The sequence below is a fragment of the Nocardiopsis metallicus genome (assembly GCF_014201115.1).
Taxonomy (GTDB): Bacteria; Actinomycetota; Actinomycetes; order Streptosporangiales; family Streptosporangiaceae; genus Nocardiopsis; species Nocardiopsis metallicus.
The window spans coordinates 905,615-931,566 of record NZ_JACHDO010000001.1 but is presented as its reverse complement, the minus strand read 5'-3'; the positions used below and the strand labels follow the sequence as shown (position 1 = coordinate 931,566).

The window sequence follows — 25,952 nt, the reverse complement described above, 5'->3', positions numbered from 1 at the left end:
AGCGGTCAGCGGTCAGGAGCGGGCCAGTCGCAGCACCCGGGCGACGATGCCCTCGCCGACGCCGGCGGTCAGGATCGACTCCGGGTGGAACTGCACCGCGTACCAGCGGGCCGCCGGGTCCTCGATCGCCATCACCACGGGCTCCTCAGCGGGCTCCCTGTCCAGGACCGCGGTGACCTCGAAGTTCTTCACCAGGTCGGGCGTGGAGTACGTGGAGTGGTAGCGGGCCGCCGGGAAGGCGCCCTCCTCGCCCATCCCGGACAGCAGGCGTCCACCGCGCACCCTGACGCGGCCGGGCTTGCCGTGCACCGGCTCGTCCAGGGTGCGCAGCGCTCCCCCCGCGTGCTCGACCATGCCCTGCAGGCCCAGGCACACCCCGAACACCGGCAGGCCGCGGGCGGACAGCGCGTCCAGCAGGTCCGACATCGCGAAGTCCACCGGCAGGCCGGGGCCGGGCGAGAGGACCACGAGGTCGGGGGCGAGCCGGTCCAGCAGCGAGGGGTCGAAACCGTAGCGGACGGTGGTCACCTCGGCCCCGTGGCGGCGCACGTAGTCGGCGAGGGTGTTCACGAAGGAGTCCTCGTGGTCCACCAGCAGAACCCTCATCCCCGAACCCGGTTGCTCGGCCGGGGCCGCGGACTCGGTTCCGGTCGCGGCCTCCTCCGCGGCGGGCCCCGCGGTGTCAGCGCTCTCTTGCGCCGCCAGGGCCTCCTCGCCCAGGGCGAGGGTCTCCAGGAGCGCGCGGGCCTTGAGGAAGGTCTCCTTCTCCTCCGCCTCGGGGTCGGAGTCGTAGAGCAGGGTCGCGCCCACACGCACCGCCGCCACCCCGTCGCGGATGTGCGCGGTGCGCAGGGTCAGGCCGGTGTTCATGGAACCGTCGAAGTTGATCACCCCGACCGCTCCGCCGTACCAGCGGCGGGGGCTGGTCTCGTGCTGCTCGATGAAGCGCATCGCCCAGGTCTTGGGCGCCCCGGTGACGGTGACCGCCCACATGTGGGTGAGGAAGGCGTCCAGGGCGTCGAAGTCGCGGCGCAGGGTGCCCTCGATGTGGTCCACGGTGTGGATGAGGCGCGAGTACATCTCGATCTGTCGGCGGCCGATCACCTTGACGCTGCCCGGCTCGCACACCCGCGACTTGTCGTTGCGGTCCACGTCCGTGCACATGGTGAGCTCGGACTTCTCCTTCACCGAGGAGAGCAGCTCCTGGATGTTCTCGGCGTCGCCGAGCGCGTCCTCACCGCGGCGGATGGTGCCGGAGATCGGGCAGGTCTCCACCCGCTGGCCGGTGCCGGGCTCACCGCTGACCCGCACGAACATCTCCGGGGAGGCTCCGACCAGGTACTCGCCCTCGCCCAGGTTGAAGAAGAACTCGTAGGGGGCTGGGTTGCGGTCGCGCAGCAGCTCGTAGAAGCGGGCCGGTGAGGAGCAGCGGGCGTAGGTGCGGTGCCCGGGGACCACCTCGAAGAGGTCGCCGCGGCGGAACTTCTTCTTGGCCTCGGCGACCACCTGGGCGTAGGAGCCGGGCCGGGGGCCGGGCGGAACCTCGGTGGCGACCACCGGCGGGGTGAGTTCGGTCTCGCGGGGCAGGCCCTCGGTGGTGGCCTCGGGGCGCGCCCTTTCACAGCTGGCACTGTCGCCCCCGGCACCGCCGCCCTCGGTTCCGGCGTCGCCGGGAACGGTGAACTCGTAGGTGTAGCGCACACAGGTCTCGCGCTTGCGGTCGCGGACCACGATGGCGTCGGGCAGGTGCAGCACCAGGTCGCGGTCGGTGGGGTCGCGGTCGATGTGCCGCTCCACCGGCTCGAACTGGAAGGCGAGGTCGTAGCCGAAGGCACCGTACAGGCCCAGGTTGGCGTCCTCGGGGCTGCGCAGGGCCGCGACCACGGCGCGCAGGGCGGTGAAGACGCTGGGGCGGCGGCTGCGCTCCTCCTCGGTGAAGAAGGCGTCGGGGTCGGGCTCGGGCACGGTGACGGCGACGCGGTCGGCGTCCTGTTCGCGCTCACTCGCCCCGGGCACGGTGTCCAGCGCCTGGGCCAGGACCGGGAGCAGGACGCGCCCGCGGGCGTTGAGGGCGGTGGCGGTGACCCGGCGCCCCCGGGTGCTGATCTCCAGGCAGGGGTCCACGTACCCCAGGTGCCAGCGGTCGTAGCGGCCCGGATACTCCATCCCCGAGGAGAGCACGCCGCCTCGGCGGTACTCGACCGAGCTGACGAGTTCGGTGAGGATCTCGGGGTCACAGGGGGTGGCGCTGCGGTGGACGGTCACGCCGCTCGGGGTGCGGTACGTGGTGGTCTGTGCGTCGCTGGGGTTCACGGCCGGTCCTTTTGGCGCTGTGCGGTCGGGGTGGTCATCACCGGCCGGGGCCGCCAAAAGCAAGAACGACCGCCGGTCCGGGGCGGTCGCTGCGGTGTTCGGGGAATGCGAACTGTCGGTGCGCCGCCTAGGAGCGGCGCCACCACTGTCCCCGAAGGGTCGGACTGGTTCGCATGGAGCCGAGTGTAACGCCTGGCGCGGGCCTCAGCCACCCTGACGCCGAACCGGCGGCGCGCCGCCGCCCTCAGCCCGACCAGTGATAGCGGCGTTCGGGCCGTCCCGCGGTGCCGTAGCGCAACCGGACCTCGACTCTGCCCGTCTCGACGAAGTACTCCAAATAGCGGCGGGCACTGACCCTGGAGACCCCGGTGGCGGCGGCGCATTCGGTCGCCGAGATCCCGCTGTCCCCGCCCGCCCCCGTCACGGCGAGGTCGCTCAGCGTTCTCTCCACGAGTTCGGCGGTCTGCCTGGTCAGTCCCTTGGGCATCGTCCCCGCGGTGCGTGCGGCGGGCCGGGCCGCGCCGAAGGCCCGGTCGACGGCGGCCTGGTCGGCGGCGCCCTCCCGCTCCAGGTCCTGTCGCAGCCTGGCGTACTCCCGCAGGCGCTCGGTGAGAGCGGCCGGCTCGAACGGTTTGATGAGGTACTGGACGGCGCCGCCGCGCAGCGCCTGGCGAACGGTCGCGCTGTCACGGGCGGCGGTGATGACCAGGACGTCGACGTCCGCGAGGTCCTCGCCCCGCGCTGCCCCGCGCAGGCCGCGCAGCACGTCGATGCCGCTCATGTCGGGCAGGTAGATGTCCAGCAGGACCAGGTCGGGCCGCAGGCTCCGGGCCATGTCGAGGGCTTGGGCCCCGCTACGGGCCTCGCCCACCACGGTGAAGCCGGGGACGCGCTCCACCAGGCCGCGGTGCACCCGGGCCACCATGAAGTCGTCGTCGACGATGAGGGTCCTCACCGGCATCAGTGCTCGTCTCCTTCAGAAGGGTTCTCGTACAGCACGGCGGTGAACTCCGATCCGGTGACGGTGGCCGCCCCGCCGCGTCGGGCGCACACCAGGCCGACGATCGCCAGCCCGAGGCCGCGCTTGCGGTCCGGGCCCGCCTTGGTCGTGTAGCCGTGCTGGAACACCCGGCCCTCGAGTTCGCCCGGAACGCCCGGGCCCGAGTCACGGACGGCGACCTCCACCGGACCGCCGCCACCGCCGACGGCCTCGACCTCCACCCAGGGAGGTTCCGTGTCCGCGGCGGTGTGCGCGACCGCGTCCAGCGCGTTGTCGATCAGGTTCCCGACGACCGTGACCAGGTCTTCGGACAGGTCCTCCGAGACCGGCCCCACCAGGGTCGCGGGCGCGATGCGCAGCCGGGTGCGCTGTTCGTCGGCCAGGCTGGTCTTGGCGATGAGCAGCGCGGCGAGCGACGGGTCCGCGACCCGGGCGGTGACATCGGCGCTGAGCTGGGCGCGGGCGCCTCCCACCAGGCGGACGTACTTGGCCGCCTCCTCGTGCTCTCGCAGCTCCAGCAGCCCGGAGATGACGTGCAGCCGGTTGCTGAACTCGTGGGCCTGGGCGCGCAGTGTGTCGGCGGTGTTCCTGCTGGTGTCCAGTTCGTGCTGGAGTTCGACCAGGTCGGTGCGGTCACGCATGGTGGTCACCGACCCGGCCGGGCGTCCGTCGCTCTCCAGGGGCATGCGGTTGAGGGCGACCAGCCGGTCGCCCAGGACCACGACGGCGTCGTGCCCCCGCACCCGGCCCCGCAGAACTTCCTCCAGGTCACCGGGCACGCCGAGCTCGGAAAGGGCGGCGCCCACGCTGTCGGCCGGCAGGCCGAGCAGGCGGACCGCGGCGTCGTTGACCAGGGTGACGCGGTCGTCGGCGTCCAGGCCCAGGACACCCTCCTTGATTCCGTGCAGCATGGCCTCGCGGTGTTCCACGAGCCGGGTGATCTGGTCGGGCTCCAGCCCGAGCGTCTGGCGTTTGACGCGTCGCGACAGCAGCAGGGATCCGGCCACACCGAGCACGCTGGCGATGCCCAGGTAGACCAGGAGGTTCGGGGTGGCCAGGACCAGCAGCTCCCCGGTACTGGGATAGTCCATGCCCGCGACCACCGCGCCGAGGACCTCCCCGCCCTCACCGATGACGGGTACGGCCGCGGCCACGGTCCGCTGTCCGTTGGTCTCGCTCACCCCGGACCAGGCCCGTCCCAGCAGCGCGGACGCGACCCCCGGGTCGCCCTGGGAGCCACCGGCCCTCGGCCCCGGGTCCAGGGTCAGGGCCTGCCCGTCCCGGTCGTGGATGACCAGGTGGTCGGCGCCGGAGAGTACCCGCACACCCTCTGCGGTCGGGGCGAGGACCTCCCAGCCGCCCGGCTCCCCCAGCCCGGCCCGGACGGTGTCGCGGGCGGCCGTGCTCTCGGCGACCGAGAGCATGCGCCTGGCCTCGGTCTGGCGCAGGCGGGCGTCGGACTGGGCCAGGGAGACCGCGGCCACCATCACCAGCACGATGACGACGATGCCCAGCTGCAGGGCGAGGAACTGCCCTGCCAGCGTCGTCCGACGCGCCGTGACCACGATTCCCACCCCGACTCCGGTGTGACCGCGAACACAACGACCACAACATTCCTTACCACCATTGCCCGCACAAAAGACACAACACTTCTCGCGGGGGTTTCCCTCTGATTGCCTGTGCGTTGCATCACACGATAACCGGAACATACCCGGCCAGATCCCCTACGGAGAAATCATGCTCCGCGTGACGAAGACGCACGTCAGTTCCCGTGCCACCGGTTCAGCACCCTCCCTTCGGACCCGGATGAGGGGCGCTGCCGCGATCGGCGCCGCCCTGCCGGTGCTGCTGGCCGCCTGCGGCTCCTCCGACGGGGTGGCCGAGGACGGGACCTGGGCGCCGACCAAGCCGATCGAGATCACCGCGCCGGCCGCCACCGGCGGCGGCTGGGACACCCTGGCCCGCACCAGCGCCCGGCTGTTGGAAGAGCAGGAACTGATCGACCAGTCCGTCCAGGTGGTCAACAAACCCGGCGCGGGCGGCGCCATCGGCTGGGGCTACATCGCCAACAACGCGGGAGACCCGCACAAGCTGTTCGTGACGAGCCCGCCCATCCTGCTGGTTCCGATGGCCGGCGACTCCGACCACGACCACGACGACTTCACCCCGGTGGCGCGCCTGGCCACCGACTACATGGTCTACCTCGTGGCGGCCGACTCACCCGTCGAGACCTTCGGCGACCTGGCCGCGGAAGTATCCGCGGGGGGCTTCAGCATCGGCGGGGGCTCCGGGCCCGGCAGCATGGACCACGTCGCGCTGGCGGGGGCGCTGGAGGCGGCCGGGGCCGATCCGGCCGAGGCCAACTACATCCCCTTCGACGGTGGCGGTGAGGCCATGACCGCCCTGTTGGGCGGCCACGTGGAGGCGGCCGTGACCGGCGCGGGCGAGGCCCTGGGCATGATCGAGGCGGGCGAGATGCGCGCGGTCGGGATCTCCTCGCCCGAGCGCAGCGAGGCCCTGCCGGACGTGCCGAGCCTGGTGGAGCAGGACATCGACTTCACGTTCGACATCTGGCGCGGCGTCATGGCCCCGGCCGAGCTCGAGCAGGCGCAGGTCGCCTACTACGAGGAGCTGTTCGGGGACCTGGTGGAGACCGAGGCCTGGCAGGAGGAGTCCGCACGCCTGGGCTGGACCGACGCCTACATGGGCAGCGATGACTTCGGCGCCTTCCTGGACGAGACCCGTGACGAGTTCGCCGAGATCCTGACGGAGGTCGGCCTCCAGTGAGCGAAGAGACCACGGCGCGCTCCGGTGGCGCGCCCGAGGAGGGGGCGGCCGCGCGCCGCCCCCGGCGCCTCTGGACGCCGGGCCGCGCGGTCGCGCCCGAGAAGGCCTTCCGGTTCTCCCCCCGGACCCTGGGTGTCGCGATCGGGCTGTTCGCGGTCGGCTACCTGGTCCTCGCCTTCCAGATGCCCGACTACACGGCGGTGAGCGTCCCGGTACAGCCCTCCACCCTGCCGCGCTGGCTGGGTGTCGTCCTGCTGTTGTTGGCGGTGCTGCTGCTCTTCCAGCGCGCCCCGGCGGAGGACACGGTGGCAGACAGCGCGACCGAAGCCGACGGACCAGCGGCGGGCACCGCGTCCGAAGCCGACGGACCGGCGGCGGGCGGTGCGGTCGGCGGGGCGGGGGCCCGGCTCGGCCGCCTGGAGGACCCCCGTTGGGAGACCGGCCTGTTCGTCGGCGCCCTGTGCCTCTACGTCGCCGTGTTCGAGCCCCTGGGGTTCGTCCTCTCCACCGCCCTCTACCTGGGGTCGATGACCTGGTACCTCGGTTACCGCCGTCACCTCGTCACGGCCGCGGTCGCCCTCGTGCTCCCCTTCGCCCTCTACGCGGGGATGACCTGGGGCCTCGGCGTGTCGCTGCCGAGCGGACCGCTTCCCTTCTGACCTGACCCGAACCAAGGATCCCCTCCCATGGGCATGTTCGACCAACTCCTGCACGGCTTCAGCATCGCGCTGACCCCGGAGAACCTCCTCTTCGTCTTCATCGGCGTCCTGGCCGGTACGGTCATCGGCATCCTGCCCGGCCTGGGCCCGATGAGCGCGATCGCGCTGATGATCCCCATCGCCTACGGCATGGACCCCACCTCGGCGATCATCATGCTGGCGGGGGTCTACTACGGGGCGATCTTCGGCGGATCGACCTCCTCCATCCTGCTCAACGCACCGGGGGTGGCCGGGACCGTCGCCACCTCCTTCGACGGCTACCCGATGGCCCGACAGGGCAAGGCGGGCAAGGCACTGGCGATCGCGGCGCTCTCGTCGTTCGTCGGCGGCACCGTCGGCGTCATCGGGCTGATGGCGATCGCGCCGAGTCTGGCGTCCTTCGCCGTGAGCTTCGGGCCCGTCGAGTACTTCGCGCTGATGATTCTGGGGCTGACCGCGGTGGTGACCCTGGGCGGGCGCAACCTGGTCAAGGGCCTGGTCTCGGCCGTGGTCGGAGTAATGATCGCCCTGGTGGGCATCGACTCCCAGACCGCCATCGTGCGCTACACCTTCGACCTGCCCGAGCTGTACGAGGGCGTGGAGTTCCTCATCGTCGCGCTGGGCGTGTTCGCGCTGGCCGAGGTGCTGGTCATGCTCAACCGGCGCGGCGAGGGCGGAGCGCGCGGCGGTGTGACCTCGCTGCGGCTGTCCGGCCGCGAGCTCGGCCGGATCACCCCGCCGACGCTGCGCTCGTCGGTACTGGGCTTCTTCACCGGGGTCCTGCCCGGGGCGGGGGCCACGGTGGCCTCGTTCCTGTCCTACTCGATGGAGAAGAAGCTGGCGCGCGACGGCGCCACCTTCGGCAAGGGCAACCCGAAGGGCGTGGCCGCGCCCGAGGCCGCCAACAACGCGGCGGCGGTGGGCTCCTTCGTGCCGTTGATGACCCTGGGGGTACCGGGCTCGGGCACGACCGCGATCCTGTTGGGCGCGCTGTTGGTGCTGGGCGTGCAGCCGGGGCCGATGATGCTGACCGACAACCCCGACATGTTCTGGGGCGTGGTCGCCTCGATGTACGTGGGCAGCGTGGTCCTGCTGGTCCTCAACCTGCCGCTGATCCCGGTCTTCGCCAAGGTCCTGAACACCCCCAAGGCGGTGCTGGTTCCGCTGGTGGTCGTATTCTGCGTGGTGGGCGTGTACGGGCTCAGCTTCAGCGTGTTCGACCTGGGTCTGCTGGCGGCGTTCGGCGCCATCGGCTTCCTGATGCGGCGCAACGACTTCCCGGCCGCGCCCCTGATCCTGGGGCTGATCCTGGGCGGCCTGATGGAGACGAACATGCGTCGGGCCCTGCAGATCTCCGGCGGTGACTGGTCGGTGTTCGTCAGCGGACCGATCTCCGCCAGCCTGCTGGCGCTCGCCCTGCTGTCGGTGACACCGGCGCTGGTGCGGGCCCTTCGGGGGCACGGGCGCGCGAACCGCTCCGGAGAGCGCGAACGGGCGGGTTCCGCAAAGGACTGAGGAAGAGTGACGCCGGGGCACCCGGGCGGCCGCGACGGCGGGAACGCCCGGGCCGGGGAACGGGGGACGCGATGAGTGGCATGAGCCGGCGCGCCTTACTGGCGGCCGGCTTCGTGCTGCCCCTGGCCGGCTGTCTGCCCGCGAGGCGGCTGCGCTCCCTGCGGATCATGGTGCCGACGCCGCCCGGCGGCGGCTTCGACCACACCGCCCGGACGATGGCCTCGGTCCTGGAGGAGAGCGGTTCGGTCACGGACACCACCGTCTTCAACCTGCCCGGGGCCTCCGGCACGGCGGGGCTGGCGCGGTTGCTCTACGAGCGCGGTACACCGGACCTCCTGCTCCAGATGGGTCTGGGAGTGGTCGCCAACACCCACGCCGCCTCCGCTTCGCAGTCAGTGACGGAGGCCGAGCCGCTGGCGCGCCTGCTCCAGGAGCCGGAGGTACTTCTGGTGACGCCGGACTCACCCTTCCGGTCGATCGAGGACCTCCTCGAGGCATGGCGCGAGAATCCGGAGGACATCACGGTGGGGGGCGGCTCGACACCGGCCGGACCCGACCACATGGTGACGATGCTGCTGGCCGAGAAACTCGGCATCGACCCGCTGGCGGTGGACTACCGCTCCTTCGACGGGGGCGGGCCCATGCAGGCGGCGCTGATCAGCCGCGAGGTGGACTTCGCTGCCGCAGGGCCGGGCGAGCAGCGCTCGGCGATCGACGCCGGCCAGTTGCGGGCCCTCACGGTGACCAGCTCCGAGCCGGATCCGGGCACCGACGCGCCGACCCTGATCCAGGCGGGTGTGGACCTGCACTTCATGAACTGGCGGGGGCTGCTCGCACCACCGGGTCTTGCCGCGGACGACCTGGGGCGGCTCCGGTCCATGGTGTCGGACCTGCACGGATCGGCGCAGTGGCGGGCGAGGCTGGAGCGCAACCGGTGGACGGACGCGTTCTTGGAGGGCGAAGACTTCGCCGACTTCCTGAGCCAGGAGGACACCCGGATCGGCGCCGACCTGGAGCGGCTGGGCCTGGCCTGAGGGCGCTGCCGCCGGGCCCCGGGACGTCGCGGGGCGGGCCGGTCGCACGGAGCGGGTTCCAACGGGTGCGGGGAACGGGTGGGGGCCCGGGAACAACAAAACCCCCACCCCTGGAGGGTGCGGGTCCTGGTCACGCGGATTGGCGAATGGTGCACGCATCCTGCTAGGCTGCGGTTCCCCTGCACAAAACAAAAGCTATCAATAAACTTCTCAGCCGCAAGGATAGCAACCAGATGGATTCCTGTCAATCCGACAGCTCGGCCCCCTCGCCCGAGGAGGCCGCGATCGCGGTCGAGCAGGCGCGCGTCAGCGTCATGTACGAGCGCCTGGACACCCTGCGAGCGCAGACCGAACAGCGACTCATCGACGCCCACCTGCAGGAACGCAGCGGTTACGCCGCCATCGTGGAACGCGAGACCCGCTCCTACGAGCACGCCCGGCGCCGGGCCCAGCTCAGCTCGGTCGAGGAGGGCCTGTGCTTCGGCAGGATCGACATCTCCTACGGCCCCGATGACACCGAGGCCCGTTACGTGGGCCGCATCGGACTGCGTGACACCGAACACGACACCATCCTCGTGGACTGGCGCGCCCCGGCCGCCCGCCCCTTCTACGCGGCCACCCCCAGCGACCCGGAGGGGATCACCCGCCGACGCCACCTGAGGGTGCGCAGCAGGCGGGTCTTCGGCCTGGACGACGAGGTCTTCGACGCTGACGGCCTCTCCGAGGGCGACCGCCGCCAGCTGGTCGGCGAGGCCGCGCTGCTGGCCTCCCTGCACCGCGGCCGCACCGGACGCATGGCCGACATCGTCGCCACCATCCAGGCCGAGCAGGACCGGGTCATCCGCGCCCAGCTGGCCGGGGTGCTGGTCGTCCAGGGCGGCCCGGGCACCGGCAAGACCGTCGCCGCCCTGCACCGCGCCGCCTACCTGCTCTACACGCACCGCCGGATCCTGGAGCGCCGCGGCGTCCTGGTCGTGGGCCCCAACCCGGCGTTCCTGCGCTACGTCGGCAACGTGCTGCCCTCCCTCGGCGAGACCGACGTGGTGATGCGCACGGTCGGCGAGCTCTTCCCCGGTGTGGAGGCCACCGCCCGCGATCGGCACGCGACCGCCGTGCTCAAGGGGTCCCCGCGCATGGTCGACTTCGTGGGCGCCGCCGTCCGGGACCGGCAGCGCTCGCCCCTGAGGGCCTTGGGCGAGGCGGACCTGCGCGTGGAGACCGACGCGGGGACGCTGGTCGTGCCCGCCGACGTGTGCGCGCACGTGCTGGAGACCACCCGCAACCTGAAGCTGCCGCACAACACCGCGCGCAAGTACCTGGTGAACACGCTGCTCACCGAACTCGCCCGGGCCGAGTCCCAGCTGCTCGGCCGCCCCGCCACCGAGGAGGACCTCCCGCACACGGGCGCGCGGCTCTGGCACGAGGCCCCCGTGCAGCAGGCCCTCGACGCCCTGTGGCCCGACCTGACCCCGCAGCGGGTGCTGCGCGACCTGTACGCCGACCCCGAGGCCCTGGCCCTGGTCGGTGCCGAGGCCGGAGTCGCGGAGGCCGGATCCATGGCCCGCCACCCGGAAGCGCCCTGGACCGTGGAGGACGTGCCGCTGCTGGACGAGGTGGCCGAGCTCCTCGGCCAGGACGACAGCCTCCTGCGCGCGCGGCAGCGCCAGCTGGACACCGAACGGGAGGAGGAGGTCCGCTACGCCCAGGGCGTGCTGGACTTCACCGGCCTGACCGAGGACCCGGCGGAGGGACTGGACGCGGTCACCCTCGCCGCCCGCCACCGCGACTCGGGGCCGAACCTGACCACCGCCGACCGGGCGGGGGCGGACCGCACCTGGTCCTACGGGCACGTGATCGTGGACGAGGCCCAGGAACTGTCCCCGATGGCCTGGCGCGCCGTGATGCGCCGGGTCCCGACCCGCTCCCTGACCGTCGTCGGCGACGTCGCCCAGACCGGCAGCGCCGCCGGGACCAGCTCCTGGCAGGGGTCGCTGGAGGAGTACGCCCCCGGCAAGGTGCACGTGGAGCACCTGCGGGTGAACTACCGGACCCCGGCGCCGATCATGGCCGTGGCCGCCGACGTCCTACGCGAGGCCGCGCCCGGCCAACAGATTCCCGAATCCGTACGCGAGGAGGGCGAGCCGCCCCGCGCGGTGCGGCTGACCGGCCTGGGCGGCCTGCCCGCGCTGGTCGACGAGGAGCGCGCGGCGGTGGGCGAGGGCCGGATCGCGGTGGTCACCTCTGACGCCTCGCTGTCCGAAACCTCGGCCGCACTCCCCGGGGCGGGCCGCCCCGGAACGGGTACGGACGACGAGCTGGGCGACACCGTCGTAGTGCTGACCGCGACGGAGTCCAAGGGGCTGGAGTTCGACTCGGTGATCGTGGTCCGCCCCGAGGAGCTGCTGGCCCAGCCTCGCGGGGCCAACGACCTGTACGTGGCCCTCACCCGTGCGACCAAACGCCTCACCGTGGCGCACGAGGCCGACCTGCCCGGCCTCCTCAAGCGGTTGGAGGGCTGATCCCGGGTGGGCTGACTCGCTCAGGCGCCTGTCAGCCCGCCCCGTCCGGCCGGTCGCCTAGATCGTTGATGGGGGTTTGGTGTCCTGGTCAGTGGTCGTAGGCGATCAGGGACCGCTTGACCGGGGCACCGATCAACCAGTTGTGCCAGATCGCGGCGTTGAGCGCGCAAATCCTCTGACAGGTGCGCGCCCACAACCCTTCCGTGGTGCGGGCCGCGTGACGCTCCAACCCCAGCTGGTTCTTCAACGTCCAGATCACCGCCTCAACGCGTTGGCGCAGCCAGGAGGGGAACACCTTCACGTCGGGTTCGGGCTCATCCTCGCGGATCGGGCGGATGAGTAGATAACCCAGCTCAGCCGCATCAGCCTCGATCTTGGCTCCGGCGAAGCCCTTGTCACACACGATCGGGGCCGGCCCGGGAGCGCAGGCCTGAACGTGCAGCAGGTGCAGGGCCTGAGCACGCTCGTCCAGCTCTTTGGGATGAGCCAGGCTGAACGCGCACACCGCTCCCTCGGTGGTGGTGATGAGCATGAGCTTGGCGCCCCAGTAGAAGGCGTGGTGGGAGACGTCGCGTCCGTATCCGGCGATCTCGCCCAGCATGGAGCGGTTGACCGTGGTGCGCGAAGCACCGCAGCGCAGTGGGGTTCCGTCCATCAACCGCAGCCGCTCCCACCAGGTAGGCACGGCCCTGGCCAACCACATCGCTGCGGTGAACAGGGCCGGTGCCAGATCGCGCAGGTGGCGGTTGTACTCGGACTGGCCGGGCAGGCGGGGGAAGAGGTGGCCGATCCGGGCCGGTGCGGCGCGCATCCAGTGGCGCTCTGAGTCATGGCGCAGCAGGACTTGGGCGATGGCCACGCACACGAGTTCTGGGTCGGTGAGCAGCCTTTTGGGGCCGCGTTTGCGGGGTTGTTCACGCGAAGGCAGGACGTGGTCGTCCAGATGGACGTAGAGTGCGGTCAGAAGGGCGTCAAGGTTGGTCGTCACACACCGATCCTTGACGCCCTTCGTCATGGGCGCAGGAGTTCCAGAAAACTCCCATCAACGATCTAGAAGGGCGGTAGGCCCCTCGGCCCCGGCCCTCCTCCGCCCCCGCTGCCCCGGCCGGCCACCGGGGACTTCGTCACCAACGCCATGTGGACGGCCTGCCCGGCTGCTACGCGCTGGTCTGGCTCGACGCCGAGCCCACACACGACGGCACGGACTTCGAGTTCGTCGACGCCCTGCCCCCGGCCCAGAGAACGGGACCGGACCTCTCGCGCGCCCAGGGGCAGTGCCGAGGTCCGAACCGGTCCGTCAGCCCGAGCGCCAGGCCTTGCGCAGTTCACCGAGCCGCCGTCGGACAGAGGTACTCTCCACGTGACGCAGGTTCAGCGGCGGGTCCATCGCGGCGACGACCATGCCTTCCAGCTCCGCCAGGCCGTCCCGGTCCGGGGCCGCCACGGCCACCACCGAGAGGTGGCGCTCCATCCACTCGGACAGCGCCGCCTCGTCCCCGCGCGTGGCACCGAGGCGTTCGACGAGCACCGCGGCCAGGCTCAGCCTGAAAGTGGAGAAGTCGGCGCGCCCGCCCAGGTGCATGCCCACCAGGCGCCCGAACAGGGTGTTGTCGGACCGCGCACCGCTGCGCTGACGCGTGGCACCGGCCTGGCCGACGTAGACGACCCCCGGTTCGATCCGCGCCCCGAGCCCGGAGCCGAGGTCCCCGGCACCGGCCGCGTCGACCCACCAGCTGTACATTCCCGGCACGGACAACCCCTGCTTCCGGGTCCGCAGGAGTTCGGGGGTCAGCGCTCCCCTTCGATCGGAGAGCCCCGCGACCATGTCCGCGGTTGCGACGGACACGGGCGAACCGTCAGCCGTGCCGTCAGGTCGGCGGGAGGCGTCGCCCCCGTCGCCCGCCTGCGCGCGGCGCTGCTTGTACCAGGCCAACGTGCGCCCCAGGGGATACGCCGCGAGCGGGACACGGAGCAGGGCCCCGTGCTCCCTGAGCGGCCCTCGCAGGGCCTCGACGTAGTCTCCACCCGCGTGCACCTCCACGACCGCCCCGCCCAGTTCCCGCTCCTCGGCCAGCCGGGCGACGACGAAACTCCCCCAGGCCCTCCGGTAGGAGACCGAGCAGCCGCCCAGGTACAGGTCGTACGGGGCGATCTCCTCCTCGGGGCGGACCAGGCCCCAGCGCGCGCTCAGGACGTACCAGGGCGCACCCGAACGTTCCGCGTAACCACGGCGTCCGTCGAACAAAGCGCCCTGATACAGGTCGCGGGCGGGCAGGGCGGTGCTCCTCTTTCCCTTGACGCAGCCGACGAGCACCAGGTCGGGCCGCCGGGAGGCCCCGTCAACGGCCTCCTCCCCCGGTTCGCGCGGCTCGGCCCGTTCGTCCTGCCCGCTCGGTTCGCCGGGGTCGCTCCGCCTGCTCGGGTCGCCCGGCCCTCCCGGCTCACCGACCGCCAGCCGGTACACACCCGTCCCGACCCGCTCCAGCAGCCGCCGCCCGCGGCCCCGCGCACGGGCGGCCTCGGACAACTGGGTGCGCACGGTCCCTGCGGCCACGTCCGGATAGTGCTCTGCGAACCACTCCACCAGGGTCCCGGCGGTGAAGGGCCCCCTGTTCGCACGCGCGTACTCCGCGATCAGCTCCCGTACCGACGGCCGTTGTCCCATTCGTCCACCCTTCTCTTCCGTTTTCACGTGTTGGCGCCGACAGGAGCCGTCGCCGCGCGGCCCCTCAACCCGCGACGGCGTCGGCCAGGGCACGGAACCGGTTCTCCAGGTCCGCCACGGAGCCCGACGGGTCCAGGACATGGACGTGCACGGAGATCGGAGCCCCGAGCACGGAGTGCGTGTCCGCCTGCCCGGCCTGCCCGGCTCCGCCCGCGTAGACCAGATGTGCGCGCTCCGCACCGAGGGCGGTGCAGTAGGACACCATCTGGTAGAGGTCGGTCGTGGACGGCAGCCCGCCCTTGAGGTCCTTGTACTTGGCATCCACCACACAGCGGATGCCGTCCCGGTCCCGCACCACCAGGTCCGGCCTGATCCGTACCCGGCCCGCCTCGTCCAGACGGTGGTGCGCCTCCTGGGTGGAGCAGCGCAGTCCGTGCGCGGCCAGCCCCGATCCGAGGGCGACGCTCAGGAAGTCCTCGAAGACCCGCGCCATGTCGACCATGAGCCCCGGGAGCTCCCGTGCCTCTGCCCCGGGGGCCCCGTCCCCGTTGCCGTCCCTGTCCCGGTCCCCGGATCCGTGCTCGGCCCCCGACCCGCCGAGCACGGTCTCGGCCAGGCGGAGCGCGGGCGCGTAGCGCTCGTTGAGCCGGTTGCGGGTCCAGGCGGGCAGCGGCCCCGGCCGGAGTTCGGCCACCGCGCCCAACCGGGCCGCCTGGTGGTGCAGGTTGCGTGCCGTCCGCCGCTGGACCCCCGGGAGCGCGATCAGGGCGCGGATCGCGGCGAGCAGGATGCGGTTCTCCGGGACGTCCGGGGTGAAGTCGTCGTAGGCGACCGCGAGCGGGATGGGCGCCCCGAACCCGCGGCGCATCTGCTCACGGACACGGATGCGTCCGCGGACGACGTTGAGTTCGTCCTCCCGCTCCCGGTAGCCGTGCAGTACCCCGGCGCCCAGGACCCGGGAGGCGACCTGCGCGAACACCTCCGCGAAAGCGGGGACGAGGTCGTGGGACACCTCTGCGGGCAGTGCCTCCGCTTGCCAGGGGCGGGGCCCCGAGCCGAACCCGAGGAGGTACATCAGGCGGTCGACCGCGACCTTGGGCCGGATGCGCAGCTCGACCGCGCCCTCGCCGGAGCCCAGCCGGACCGCGCCCACCCGCTGCCGGGCCGAGAGCCGCCACCGGCCCGGGGCACCTCCGGGCTCCACCCGCACCAGATGGGCGGCGCGGGTCAGGGTGGCGACCTGGGGCGGGGTGAGCACCAACGATGCCCCCGGCCCGGTCTCGGCCAGATCGATCCGCCTCGGGTTGATCACTCCGGCGGGCACTCCGCGGATCATTCCGGGTTTTCCGGCCGGGAGGCGGGGGCCGACCCCAGCGCTGATCGCAGCGCCGCCAGGCCGAAGACCTCCTCCACCTCGATCCCGCGGCCATAGTGCTGGTCCTCCAGCAGGGGGAGGATCTCCGTCTGCCAGATCCGCTCCAGCACGGCCGGGTCGGCGACGTCGGGGTTCATCAGGTACGACGGGCCGATGGCCTGGTCGGGGTCGCCGATGAGCCGGTTGAGCTCGCGCAGCAGCAGGTCCGCTTCCACGGGCAGCCCCCGTTCCCGGAGCCAGGACTTCAACAGCTCGTCCACCGGCGGCTGGTCCGGGCTCAGCCGCAGGAAGGCGAACCGGCGGCGCATGGCCGCGTCCACCAGCGCCACCGACCGGTCGACGGTGTTCATCGTGCCGATCACGAACAGGTTCCCGGGCAGCGAGAAGGTCTCGTCCTCCCCCGCGTACTGGAGGGTGATCTCCTCCTGCCGGTACTCCAGGAGGAAGTAGAGCTCACCGAAGACCTTCGGGAGGTTGGCCCGGTTGATCTCGTCGATCACCAGGACGTGCGGCTGGGAGGGGTTCTGCCTGGCCCGGTCCGCCATCCGGGCGATGGGCCCGTCCACGAGGTCGAAGCCCATGGTCCCGTCACGCTTCTGCCGGGGCCGGAACCCCTGCACGAAGTCCTCGTAGGAGTAGGAGGGATGGAACTGCACCAGGGAGACCGCACCGGGGTTGGCGGCGGGATCGGCGACGTGGTCGGCGATGGCCCGGGCGAGGTGGGTCTTGCCCGTGCCCGGCGGGCCGAACAGGATGAGCTGCTTCTTGTTCTGGAGGAGCTCCACGGTCTCCTGGAGCCACTTCTTGGGGAAGTGGAGCCTGTGGACGAGTTCCTCGGTGACCGGGCGGAAGCGCACCTCGCCGGTGGCGTCCACCGCCAGGACGTCCTCCGTCACCTGCTCGCCCAGGCCCGCAGCCTCCGCGAACTCGGCTACGTAGCGGGTGATGTCGCTGACCGTACGCGCGCTTCCCAAGGTGTTCTGCGTCTTCTCCGAGAAGTCGTGGCGGTGCGGGGTCGACGTCGGGCGGGCCCAGGCCACGTCCCGGCGCCGTGCCCGGTCCCGCCCGTCAGCGGCGTCGTAGTAGGGGTCGCTGCTCACGGTCCCGACGTGGACCCCGTGGTCCGGGTCGACGGTGACGACGAGGTCTCCCGGGGACATCCGGTCGAGGAACGCCGTGATCTGTGAGCGCTGCTGGATGTTGGAGTTGGCGGTGGCGTCCGGATACGCCTCGGCCAGCAGCCGGTCGATCTCCTCGTGCGGGGTGCCCGGGGCGATCTCGCCGAGCTCGCGGTAGGACAGGGAGCAGAACCCCCGTTCCAGCCATTCGGGAACGAGATTGGCCCCGCCCACGTTGGCGCCCCGCACCAGCCAGCCGCGCTGGGTGACCTCGGTGTCGGCGGGTCGCCACCGCCCGGCCCAGGGTTCGGCGTAGAAGTCGACCCGTGCGCCGCCGCCCTGCTGGAGTTCGGCCTGCTGGAGTTCGGCGCGGATGGCCGCGAGGTCCCGGTCCTCGTCCGCGCTCCCGCCACCGATCAGGTCGGCGAAGGCCGCAACGATCTGGCGCTTGTGGTCGAGGTTGGCGATCGCTTCGAAGGTCTCGGGGAAGGCCAGCCAGAGCAGGAGGTGGTACTGGGCCCGGGCGCGCTCGCCGCCGCCCCTGTCGGGCATCACCTTCCGGGCGGTCTCCCGGAACGCCCAGGGGTCGGACAGCAGGGCCTCCCGTTCCCGCGGTTCCGTGTCGAGCAGGGCGCCGACCAGCCGGATGAGGAAGGCGAACTGGGCCCAGCGCAGGTTGAGGAAGGCCATACCGCCCAGGACGACGCCCTCCATCGCCGCGTCGAACCGTTCGGGCAGTTCCACGTCCCGGTCTTGCAGGGAGAGCACTTCGGCGATGATCTCCCGTTTGCGGCCGATCCCGATGGTGGAGCCGGCCAGCGGGAGCATGTTCAGGTACAGCAGTTCGGCGGCCAGGACCACCGCCTCGGCGGAGACCCCGCGCAGTTGCTTCCTGAGCTTGGTCAGGAAGTCGTCACTGGAGGTGTCCGGCTGCTCCACGAACCCGCGGACCAGCTCCCCGACCACCTCCGGGGTCCAGGACTCGAGTTCGGGGGCGAAGGCCGAGCGCCCGGTGACCGCCGACCCGCGCAGGATGGCCCCCGCGGCCTCCGCGCAGCGCGTTCCCGCCGCTCCCCCGTGCACACCACTGCCGTCCGCCGCCATCAGCCCGCCTCTCCCGTACCCGTTCCGACCGGCCGAAGGATACGCCGTTCGGGTCCGAGCGAGAAAACGGGACCGGAACCGTGAGGCCCGTCGCCTGCTGGTGGAGAGTCCGCTCCTGCCCGTTTCACCGCAGCGGAGGGCTGCCGCGCCGCCGCCGGGGAAGGCCGGGCGCCGTCCCGGGGGGCGCGGCGCGCCTCGGGCAGGCCCTGGAGTTCGGCGCGAGTCGGTCAGGTGTCCTTGACCGCCCCGCAGCTGTCCGGGGCCTCGGTGTTCTCCATCTCGTAGGGGTCCTCGCGCAGACCTCTGGGCCGTTCCCCCCTGGGCTGCTCGTCCTCGTAGAGGGGGGTGAAGGTGTACTCCTCCAGGCAGTGCACCGGGGCCACGAAGCGCGCCCACATGGGCGCCGCCTCCAGTTCCTGCCCGCCCGCCTCGTAGAAGCCGACCTCGCCGAAGTGCGAGGTGACCAGCCGGGTCGAGACCGGGTGGCCGCCGGGCCGGGCGACGGGGTGGACGATGGTGTACTCGGTGACCACCGAGAGGTAGTCCCAGCCCTGGTCGTCCCGGGCCGCCTCCGCGCGCATCCAGCCGTCCACCCTGACCTCGTCACCGATGGGTTCGGCGGTGCCGGGGGTGAGGTTGAAGGGCAGGTGGCGGCTGTTGAGCTCGAAGTCCTCGTTGCCGAGGTTGTCCAGGTACCACTCCAGGGCCTGGCCGGTGAGCAGTCCGGTGAGCTCGCTGTTGTCCTCGTCGAAGACCGCGTCCTGGTTCAGGTAGACGGCCTCCAGCAACTCCTGGGTGTGCGCGTAGGACCACTCGACCTGTTCCCGGGTGAAGGATCCGACGGCCTCGGCCTCCGGGACGGGGAACCCTTCGCCGTAGTCCTCGGCGGGGCTGCCCGCGAACGGGTCGTCCCGGTCCACCCGGTCCGCGGGGTTCAGCTGGCTGACGGACTCCAGGTCCGGCACGGACCGGTCCAGGAAGTCCTGGACCGGGGCGCATCCGACGAGGATCGGGCAGAGAAGAGCCGCCATCCAGGGGACGGCGGTGAAGCGTGGGGGCATGACGGTAACTTTCGTTCTTTTCGTGACGAATGAGAACTTAATTCGCTCATCCGCATTTCCCGTGCTCAGGAACGCCACACTTGCGTCACGATCCGCCGAGGCGCCCCCTGGTCGGCGTGACGGCGTGCGGGACAGCCGCAGCGGCGGGCACGACACCACCCGCCGAAGGCTCACAGCCCTCCTCCTGTGTCGCGGCACAGAACCGCAATGATCCGGAGAACCCAGCCCTCACCCCGGTGCAAACCTCGCCTCAAAGCCAAAGCGGGATCAAGGTTGGTGCGATGACAGCGAACCCGGAAGACTCTGCCGAGGGCGGAGACGAGGTGTCCGAGAAGACCGTCCTGGCCGGCCCCGTATTCGACCCCGACCTCCCCGAAGAGGTCGTCGAGAAGCTGACAGCCTCCCCCGGGAAGCTGCTGGCACCGGACAAGACCCCCAAACGCACCCGGCCCGCGGAAGCCGACGACCACGTCGCGCTGTTCATCGGCCTCACGGTCGTGTCGGTGGTGATCGCCGGCATCGCACTGCTCCTGGCCCAGTTCGTGCTGCCCCTGGTCATCGGTGTCCTGGCGCTCGCCGCCCTGCTGGTCGTCCTTTCAGCCTTCGCCGTCAGCGGGTGCCTGCTCGGAATCTTCTCTCTCGTAGCGGTCGGCGGTCTGGCCGTGTTCGCCCAGTGGCTGGGGCCGGACGGGACGTCCATCGCGATCATCGTCACGGTCGCCGTGCTCGGGCTCCTCGTCGGCATCACGGGAGTCGCCAGTGACAGCAAACCGTCCCGAGCCGGTGACGCCAGGCCGTCCCACCTGGCCGCCAAGTACCACGGGCACTACGTTCGGCCCGAGGACCTGGACAAGGACAGCCAGCGACTGCTGTTGCGGGTGCAGCGGGCCCGCACCTACGTCGCCGAGTCCTCCGGGGAGCTCGGTGACTCCTTCGACGCGGTCCAGCCCGGCCTCATCCTGCGCGACCAGGAATGGCACCTGGCCCGGATCCTGCGCGAGCAGTCCCGGTTGGAGAAGGACCTGAGGAAACGCGCCGGGAAGGCGATGTCCCAGGCCGTCCTGGATTCGATGCAGCCCCAGTTCGACGCCGTCAACGCCACCCGGTCGGCCGTTCAGCGACGGGTGAGCACCATCGAGGAGTACCGGGACAAGGTCAGCAGGGCGATCAGGGCCCAACGCGAGTGGGAACAGGTGGAGGCCAACGTCGCCCGACACGCGGAGTACGGCGACCTGGTCGCCCAGGCGAGCGCCGGGCTGGGCGACGTCACCCGCCTGACCGCCGCCGTGGACCTGGAGGCGATCAAGCAGGTCCGGGACGCGAGCGTGCGTGAGGCCCTCGACGCCGGACAGTGGCTCTCCGAGGCTTCATCCCTGAACTGAGCCGCCCGGTTCAGGGGCCGTCGGTGTCGAGCAACCGCTCGAAGGACCCCCGCGGGTTCGCGCGGGCGGGCAGTGCCGCCGCGAACGGTGACAGCTCCCGCCGCGCGACCCCGTGGACCCGGCGGAGCTCGGCCCCCGCGTACCCCCCGCCCAGCAGGTGACCGCTCCACGGGCGGGTCCGTCACCGGGGCGCCACCCGAAGACAGCGGGAATTTAACGCAGGGGGACTGGTCGGACGCCTCGAAAACGATCATGGTGTGGATGTCCGACCTGTCACTTCCTCCCCCCAGGAGACATGTTGCCCGCATCCCCCGCTCCCTCCCCCGTCACCGGTGTGCGCCGAACGGTGCTCGGCTCCCTGGCCGTGTTCGCCGCCGCCGTCCTCATCGCCGTCCTAGGGTGGGCCGCCCCGGCCCTGGCCCACCACATCCTTCCCCCCGGCATCCCCTCCACCTCCGTCGCACAGACCCAGCTGAACGGTCTGACGGTCCGCGCCAAGAACAACGGTTCGGGCTACGACCGCAGCCTCTTCCCGCACTGGGTGGTGGTCAGCAGCCCCTGTGACGCCCGCCAGTTCGTCCTGCGCCGCGACGGCCACACCGTCCAGGTCGACGGGAACTGCCGGCCGACGTCGGGCCGCTGGTCCAGCGAGTACGACGGCGTGTGGACCGGCAATGCCTCCGAGTTCGACATCGACCACATGGTGCCGCTGTACGACGCCTGGCGGTCGGGTGCCAACACCTGGTCCACCGACCGGCGCCGCGCCTTCGCCAACGACGTCTCCTCACCCCAGTTGTGGGCGGTGACGGCGAGCAGCAACCGCTCCAAGGGCGACCGAGACCCGTCCGCGTGGATGCCCCCGCGCACCGCGATCCACTGCGACTACGTCAAGGCCTGGGTCAACGTGAAGCACCGATACGACCTTTCGGTGACCAGCACCGAGAAGTCCTCCATCCAGAACACCATCAACACCCGCTGCTGACAGAGCCGGTGACTCCCCGGGCCGTGCGGAGACCCACCCGCGCGGCCCGGCGGGCACTATGACCGCTCACACCGCCCGGAAGGCCGGTCCGCCGTTCCCGGGCGCCAGCGCGGCCAGCGCTCGCAGGACGTCCTCGGTGTCGGTCCCCCACTGGTTGCTGAGCACCCACACCCGGTCACCGTCGGCCAGCGGGTCCTCGTGGAACCACCGGCTGCGCTGCTCCCGGCTGAGCCCGTGCCGCTCGGCGAAGGCCTCCCAGAGCTCCTGACCGGGTTCGGGCACCGCGACGGACCTGAACTTGCCCTCCCCCACCGCGCCGCGGACACGCTCCGGGTCCGCCCCCGCGGCGTGCACGGCCCCGACCATGGCCAGCACCGCTCTGCGTTTGTTCAGCGGGCCTTCGCTCCGCCCCTCGAACTCGATGAGGTAGCGGGTCCGGTCGCGGCCCGAGGCGGTACGCACCGCGTCGCTGTGCTGACGGGCCTGGATCAGGAAGTCCTCGGCCTCGGGCAGCGGGATGATGTGCTGCACGTCCAGGAGCACGCTGTCCCCGTGCCGGTAGGGCGACAGGCGCACGCAGCGGATGTCGGTGCCGTACACCTCGTTGAGCCAGAGCACGGCGGTGGTGACCTCCTGGCCGAAGTCGGCGGAGACGAGGATGACGCGCACGTCGCGTCCGATGACCGGTTCCTCGTCACCCTCGTCCTCCCACCACTCCAGGAGTTCGGCGCGGGCCCGCTCGACCGTGAACTCGCCCCCGTCGACGGCGCGGCGGTGCCGGGCCAGGGCGGCGCACAGGTCGTCGAAGGGCATTCCGGCGACCATCGCCGCGTACCGCAGAGCCTGGAGTTCCATGTGGCCGCCGTCGGCGGTGCGTTTGAGCTCGACGACCACCAGGCACAGTTGACGGTCGACGCACAGCAGGTCGATCCGGCGCCGGGAGCCCTCGAAGCGGTCGAACTCCTCGGCGACGACCTTCAGGTCATCACCCAGCACCCCGATGTGGTCGTGGACAGCGGCCTGCAGGTCCCGGCGCTCCCAGACTCCGGCCTCGGCGAACGTCGTCTCCGGCACCGGAGCCAGGCCGCCGGACAAACCGAGTTCGTACAACATTGTCGCCCCCGAAGGTCACCAGGATCCTGGTATCGCCAAGGATGCCACGGCTGGGCCCGAGGGGCGAGGAAGGGCAGTTCAGAGCCGAACCGAACCGGGCCGGGGCGGGGTCAGGGCCGGGGCCGTGGTTTCGGGTCCGCTACCAGTCGGCTGAGTCGGCCAGTTCGCGCAGGGCGGGGCGGACGGCGTCGAGGACCGTGGGGAACCACACGGAGAACTGGGCCTCTGTCCGCAGTCGCTCCAGCTCGGCGGAGTCGACGAAGGCCGTCTGCGCCACCTCCTCGGGATCGGGTCGGGGCTCGGCCCGAACCACCCCGGCGAACAGGTGGTTGTACTCACGCTCCACCAGCCCGGACACGGGGTCCGTGTGGTGGTAGCGCACCGTTCCGGCCGCGCGCATCAGTTCCGGGGCCAGCCCCAGTTCCTCACCCGTGCGCCGGGCCGCCGCCGCGAAGGGCGGTTCGCCCGGGAGGGGGTGGCCGCAGCAGGTGTTCGACCACAGGCCGGGCGAGTGGTACTTGCTCAGGGCGCGGCGCTGCAGCAGCAGACGCCCCCGGTCGTCGAGCAGGAAGACCGAGAAGGCCCGGTGCAGCCGACCCGGCGCCTGGTGCGCGGACAGCTTCTCGGCGGTTCCGGTCGTCGTTCCGGCCTCGTCGACCAGTTCCAGCAGGATCTGTTCGCGCTCACCCGGCACAGTCTCGTTCACGGGGCCGGGGCCCCCGGTATCGGTGTCGGTGGTCATCGGCACCTTTCGTGTTCGACGGTTTGGCGACTTTCCGACCCGGGACCGGGATGCCCGCCCCGCGCGGAGGCGGGCACCCGCGTGTCTTCCTCGGGAAACCGGCGCCCGGGTCGTGAGGCGGCCGGAGTCCCGGGCCGGGAAAGGCGGGATCAGACCCGGTCGGCGGCGATGAGCAGGTAGTGGAAGCTGCCCTCCTTGTAGGCGGTCAGGAACGGGTCCTCGACCCCGGTCGCCACCTGCGACCGCGCCCGCAGCTCCCAGTACGGGATGGTCGCGGCGGTGAGGTCGACGACGTTGATCGGAACGAGGTTGTTGGCTGCCATCGCCCGGAAGTACTCGCTCCGGGAGTGGATGTTGCAGGTGTAGTGCTCGTCGATCTGGCTGACCGCCTTGGACCGGCCGCCGGTGACGTCGTTGTAGCAACCGGTGATGGTGACGTAGCGGCCTCCGTACTCCAGGAGGCGGGCGTGCTCGCGGAAGAGGTCGAACAGGTCCACGTACATCGTGGACTCGTTGTTCCAGACGGCGCGCATCGAACCCGTCTCGAAGCCGGTGTCCAGCATGTTCCGGAAGTGGAACCGCACCTTGTCGTCCACGCCGCGTTCCCGGGCCTGGTCGTTGGCGAAGTCGACCTGCTTCTGGGAGATGCTCACCCCGTCGACGTGGCAGCCGAACCGGGCGTTGGCCATGAAGCTGGTGCCGCCGCGGCCGGAACCGGTGTCCTGGATCCGGTCGCTGGGCGTGATGTTCCCGAGGTGGTCCAGCAGCACGTCCGCCTGCGCGGTCTCCAGGCGGTGCATCTCCTCGATGATGCGCTGTTCGCGGGTCTCCTCGGGCCCTTCGAGGACGGACGGATCGTAGTCGCCGATCCCGTAGTGGTGGTGGAACAGGCCGTCGACCTCACCGAGGCGGATGTTGACGGGGTCCTGCTCCTCGTTCCAGTAGTCCGCCACCGACCGCTGGTAGTCGGTGCGCAGGACCGGGGCCGGCGCCTGGTTCTGAGAGGGCATGGTCGCGGTCATCGCGTGTGGCTCCTTGTCGTGGTGGTGTATTCGGTCGGTTCGGGGCACGCCGAACCGGGGCGGGGCCGCGTGGGCCCGCGCCGGGGGACCTCGGGTGTACGGACCGGCCTCCGGTCAGCTCGCGCCGGTTCCGGTGCCGTGGTAGCGGCCGCTGCTGGCGTGCCACTCGCGGCTGCCTCCGGTCCACGCCCACACTCCGGCGAGGAAGCGGCGCAGTTCCGGTGAGCCGGTGAGCGCGAGCGCGGCCGCCTCCGCCTCGTAGGTGTGCATCAGTTCGTCGTGCAGGAGCACGGTGCGCTCGATCGCCTCCCGCTCGGAGCAGCCCTCCTCCGTGGCGATCAGCCTGGGCACGCTGAAGTCGGAGGGGTCCTCCTTGGCCATGGAGTAGAGGTCGTTGACGATCACGGTCGCCGACCCCGCCATCGTGAACACCCGGCGGACCCGGGGGTCGGCGAACTCCTCCTGGGGGAGCTCGTATCCGGCCAGCGTGTCGATCAGCGCCATGCACGGGACGAAGCTGTTCTCGTGCCGGTGCATGAGGAACTCCCACATGGGAGGCCGCTGCCCCGTGGCGGCCCAGACAGCCTCCTGGTTGTAGGCCACGAACATGATGCCCAGTTCGTGCCGGAGCCGTCGCACCTGGGCGTGGGAGCCGAATCTGGCCAGGTTGTCCAGGCTGGAGCGCAGGGCGACCATCACCGGGTCCGCGCGCACCACCTCTTCCAACTGGGGTGCGTACTTCAGCGGCAGGTGCGCCTGGTCGATCACCGAGTGGGCGATCGCCAGCCGCTGGCCGAGCAGTTCCGGCCGGGCCTCCTCCACCTCACCGTCCACGTAGTGGTCGTCCACGGACCATTCGGCGAGGGCGCACTTGGCCGCCGCCAACAACCTGTCGGGGTCGCTGGTCTCGGGGTGGGCGAGCATGATGAGGCGGCCGAAGCCCGCTGAGCGGACCCTGTCGAGCTGGCCGGGGTAGACGCCGACCTCGGCGGCCCACTCGACCAACCGGTCGTCGACCTCCTCCCCCAGGGCCGGGTCGTCCCGGACCGCGGGAGGGCAGTACAGGACGGGAACCGGTGAGCCCACGTCCCCCGGTGCCGGGCCGGAGCCGGTGTACCCGGGCCCGGACGGTGCGGTCGGGATCCTCGGCACGGCCCGGGCGCTGCTGGAGGCGCGGGCGGCCGGGGCAGTCCCTGTGACGGCCCCGTTGGCCCGAGGCGCCTCGGGCAGCAGCACCCTCGCCGCGGACGTGCCGATCCCGGTGGGCCCGGGGGGCAGCAGGGGCGCGGCCGCCGGTGGGGCGGGCGGGACCGGCGCGGGCGGGACCGGCGCGGACTGGCCCGAGGCGGTCGGTCCGGGCGCGGCCGGGCTGTGGGGGGACGATCCGTCCGGTGCCGCGAGCAGGTCGGACTTACCGGGACGGTGCGGATCGCGGAGCAGGGCGGCCACCAGTTCCGCCGTCCTGTGCCCCGCGGTGGACGCGGACATCCGGGACATCAGTGACACCGTCTCAGACCTCCTT

19 protein-coding genes and 1 pseudogene are annotated in these 25,952 nt (G+C 71.5%); 7 read left to right on the top strand and 13 right to left on the bottom strand.

Annotated elements, in window-relative coordinates; all coding sequences use genetic code 11:
- Window positions 1-12: 12 nt before the first annotated feature.
- The 3 genes from HNR07_RS03945 to HNR07_RS03935 all read right to left on the bottom strand — a co-directional run bounded on the left by HNR07_RS03945 (window position 13) and on the right by HNR07_RS03935 (window position 4,878).
- The gene (locus tag HNR07_RS03945) at window positions 13-2,313 is read right to left on the bottom strand and encodes an anthranilate synthase component I (protein WP_184362045.1); all 2,301 of its coding nucleotides are present in this window, start codon (window positions 2,311-2,313) and stop codon (window positions 13-15) included.
- 244 nt (window positions 2,314-2,557) lie between these two features.
- Window positions 2,558-3,274, bottom strand: coding sequence for a response regulator (locus HNR07_RS03940; RefSeq protein ID WP_184362042.1), 717 nt, complete (start codon window positions 3,272-3,274; stop codon window positions 2,558-2,560).
- Window positions 3,274-4,878, bottom strand: a complete 1,605-nt coding sequence (locus HNR07_RS03935; RefSeq protein WP_312893575.1) for a sensor histidine kinase — start codon at window positions 4,876-4,878, stop codon at window positions 3,274-3,276. The genes HNR07_RS03940 and HNR07_RS03935 overlap by 1 nt, the downstream gene beginning before the upstream one ends.
- A 172-nt stretch (window positions 4,879-5,050) precedes the next feature.
- Here HNR07_RS03935 and HNR07_RS03930 point away from each other — a divergent pair, with 172 nt between their 5' ends.
- The 5 genes from HNR07_RS03930 to HNR07_RS03910 all read left to right on the top strand — a co-directional run bounded on the left by HNR07_RS03930 (window position 5,051) and on the right by HNR07_RS03910 (window position 11,866).
- Entirely contained in the window at window positions 5,051-6,100 is a 1,050-nt protein-coding gene (locus HNR07_RS03930) for a tripartite tricarboxylate transporter substrate binding protein (protein WP_184362034.1), read from the top strand.
- Window positions 6,097-6,759, top strand: coding sequence for a tripartite tricarboxylate transporter TctB family protein (locus tag HNR07_RS03925; protein WP_184362033.1), 663 nt, complete (start codon window positions 6,097-6,099; stop codon window positions 6,757-6,759). The genes HNR07_RS03930 and HNR07_RS03925 overlap by 4 nt, the downstream gene beginning before the upstream one ends.
- A 27-nt stretch (window positions 6,760-6,786) precedes the next feature.
- A complete protein-coding gene (locus HNR07_RS03920; protein WP_184362030.1) occupies window positions 6,787-8,313 on the top strand; it encodes a tripartite tricarboxylate transporter permease in 1,527 nt (508 codons plus the stop codon).
- 71 nt (window positions 8,314-8,384) lie between these two features.
- Window positions 8,385-9,347: a Bug family tripartite tricarboxylate transporter substrate binding protein gene (locus HNR07_RS03915; RefSeq protein WP_184362027.1), complete on the top strand. Its 963-nt coding sequence runs from the start codon at window positions 8,385-8,387 to the stop codon at window positions 9,345-9,347.
- A gap of 233 nt (window positions 9,348-9,580) precedes the next feature.
- The gene (locus tag HNR07_RS03910) at window positions 9,581-11,866 is read left to right on the top strand and encodes a HelD family protein (RefSeq protein ID WP_184362024.1); all 2,286 of its coding nucleotides are present in this window, start codon (window positions 9,581-9,583) and stop codon (window positions 11,864-11,866) included.
- Between the two features lie 88 nt (window positions 11,867-11,954).
- Here the strand turns inward: HNR07_RS03910 and HNR07_RS03905 are convergent, their stop codons facing one another.
- The 5 genes from HNR07_RS03905 to HNR07_RS03885 all read right to left on the bottom strand — a co-directional run bounded on the left by HNR07_RS03905 (window position 11,955) and on the right by HNR07_RS03885 (window position 19,189).
- Window positions 11,955-12,854 (bottom strand): transposase, encoded by a 900-nt coding sequence (locus tag HNR07_RS03905; RefSeq protein ID WP_184362021.1) that lies wholly within the window; start codon window positions 12,852-12,854, stop codon window positions 11,955-11,957.
- Between the two features lie 309 nt (window positions 12,855-13,163).
- Window positions 13,164-14,531 (bottom strand): DUF6884 domain-containing protein, encoded by a 1,368-nt coding sequence (locus tag HNR07_RS03900; protein ID WP_184362018.1) that lies wholly within the window; start codon window positions 14,529-14,531, stop codon window positions 13,164-13,166.
- 64 nt (window positions 14,532-14,595) lie between these two features.
- Window positions 14,596-15,855, bottom strand: coding sequence for an McrC family protein (locus tag HNR07_RS03895; protein ID WP_184362016.1), 1,260 nt, complete (start codon window positions 15,853-15,855; stop codon window positions 14,596-14,598).
- Between the two features lie 8 nt (window positions 15,856-15,863).
- Window positions 15,864-18,128 carry an AAA family ATPase gene (locus HNR07_RS03890; RefSeq protein WP_184362013.1) on the bottom strand — a complete coding sequence of 755 codons (2,265 nt, stop codon included), beginning with the start codon at window positions 18,126-18,128 and terminating at the stop codon, window positions 15,864-15,866.
- 227 nt (window positions 18,129-18,355) lie between these two features.
- On the bottom strand, window positions 18,356-19,189 hold the full coding sequence (locus HNR07_RS03885) for a hypothetical protein (protein ID WP_184362010.1): 834 nt from the start codon (window positions 19,187-19,189) through the stop codon (window positions 18,356-18,358).
- 281 nt (window positions 19,190-19,470) lie between these two features.
- Between HNR07_RS03885 and HNR07_RS03880 the strand changes: the two genes are divergently transcribed.
- Window positions 19,471-20,571 (top strand): hypothetical protein, encoded by a 1,101-nt coding sequence (locus HNR07_RS03880; RefSeq protein ID WP_184362007.1) that lies wholly within the window; start codon window positions 19,471-19,473, stop codon window positions 20,569-20,571.
- 10 nt (window positions 20,572-20,581) lie between these two features.
- On the opposite strand, the pseudogene HNR07_RS36030 reads toward HNR07_RS03880, so the two are convergent.
- Window positions 20,582-20,704 (bottom strand): annotated as a pseudogene (locus HNR07_RS36030) (DUF1028 domain-containing protein); the annotation flags it as partial.
- 162 nt (window positions 20,705-20,866) lie between these two features.
- On the opposite strand from HNR07_RS36030, the gene HNR07_RS03875 reads away from it, so the two are divergent.
- A complete protein-coding gene (locus HNR07_RS03875) occupies window positions 20,867-21,553 on the top strand; it encodes an HNH endonuclease family protein (RefSeq protein WP_184362004.1) in 687 nt (228 codons plus the stop codon).
- A 66-nt stretch (window positions 21,554-21,619) separates the two neighbouring features.
- Here the strand turns inward: HNR07_RS03875 and HNR07_RS03870 are convergent, their stop codons facing one another.
- From HNR07_RS03870 to HNR07_RS03855, 4 genes are all read right to left on the bottom strand, one after another.
- Window positions 21,620-22,666 carry a PDDEXK family nuclease gene (locus tag HNR07_RS03870; protein WP_184362001.1) on the bottom strand — a complete coding sequence of 349 codons (1,047 nt, stop codon included), beginning with the start codon at window positions 22,664-22,666 and terminating at the stop codon, window positions 21,620-21,622.
- A 139-nt stretch (window positions 22,667-22,805) separates the two neighbouring features.
- On the bottom strand, window positions 22,806-23,408 hold the full coding sequence (idi, locus tag HNR07_RS03865; RefSeq protein WP_184361998.1) for an isopentenyl-diphosphate Delta-isomerase: 603 nt from the start codon (window positions 23,406-23,408) through the stop codon (window positions 22,806-22,808).
- A 149-nt stretch (window positions 23,409-23,557) separates the two neighbouring features.
- Window positions 23,558-24,430 (bottom strand): geranyl diphosphate 2-C-methyltransferase, encoded by an 873-nt coding sequence (locus HNR07_RS03860; RefSeq protein ID WP_184361995.1) that lies wholly within the window; start codon window positions 24,428-24,430, stop codon window positions 23,558-23,560.
- A 114-nt stretch (window positions 24,431-24,544) separates the two neighbouring features.
- Window positions 24,545-25,936 (bottom strand): family 2 encapsulin nanocompartment cargo protein terpene cyclase, encoded by a 1,392-nt coding sequence (locus HNR07_RS03855; RefSeq protein ID WP_184361992.1) that lies wholly within the window; start codon window positions 25,934-25,936, stop codon window positions 24,545-24,547.
- Window positions 25,937-25,952 lie beyond the last annotated feature (16 nt).